At 66.8% G+C, this 668-nt stretch carries 1 protein-coding gene and 1 pseudogene; both read left to right on the top strand.

The genetic code is table 11. The annotated features are described in order from the left end of the window. Positions 1–163: pseudogene (locus KUA11_RS17980) on the top strand (helix-turn-helix transcriptional regulator); the annotation flags it as partial. Then, positions 160–668: replication initiator protein A (locus KUA11_RS16940; protein ID WP_217412202.1), on the top strand; the 509-nt coding region annotated here is incomplete at its 3' end. The pseudogene KUA11_RS17980 and the gene KUA11_RS16940, both read left to right, overlap by 4 nt.

The following is a 668-nucleotide window of genomic DNA, read 5'->3' as shown; positions in this document are numbered from 1 at the left end:
CCGGATCGTCTATGCCGTGGAAGACCTCTGCGCCTGGGCCGATCTGAACGTCCGGTTGTCCACCGGGGATGGTGGGGGTATCCCGATGCCGTCCGATCCCCGCGCCTATATCATCCGCTTGCAGGCCAGGGTTCGCAAGGCGCAGCGGAGTGCCGGCCGATGATGCCGGTCGCCGATAGCTGGCGTCAGCCCGACCGCCGGTTTGTGGTCACGGGGGCGGCACGGCCCCGCGACATCCGCGATCTGATGGGCCGTCCGTTCTTCGCGCTGGGGCACATGGCGCGCCTTGAGCCACTTCGCTACCGCTCGCGTCAGATGGAAATCGTTGTCGAAGCCTCGGCTCCTCTGGGCATGGCGACGATCCGGGACGCCGATATCCTGCTCTGGCTGACCGGGCAGATCGTCGATGCCCTCAACCACGATCTGTGGGTGTCGCGCCATGTGCGCTTCACGCCCTGGCGGCTGTTCCAGGATCTGGGATGGGCTGACGGCACCCACCAGTATCGCCGGCTTTATGGCGCCCTCGCGCGTCTGGCGGAAACGCGCGTCACCACCAGCCTGCGGCAAGGGCCGGAGTGGCGCGAGAAGCCGTTTGCCTGGATCAGTGACGTCCGGATTTCCCGTGAGGATGGGGTGGCCCTGACCCTGCCGGACTGGCTCATGGAGAT

It is taken from the genome of Acetobacter estunensis (assembly GCF_019083805.1).
GTDB lineage: Bacteria > Pseudomonadota > Alphaproteobacteria > Acetobacterales > Acetobacteraceae > Acetobacter > Acetobacter estunensis_A.
Note: the sequence above shows the minus strand (reverse complement) of the source record. Positions and strands in the feature narration are given on the sequence as shown.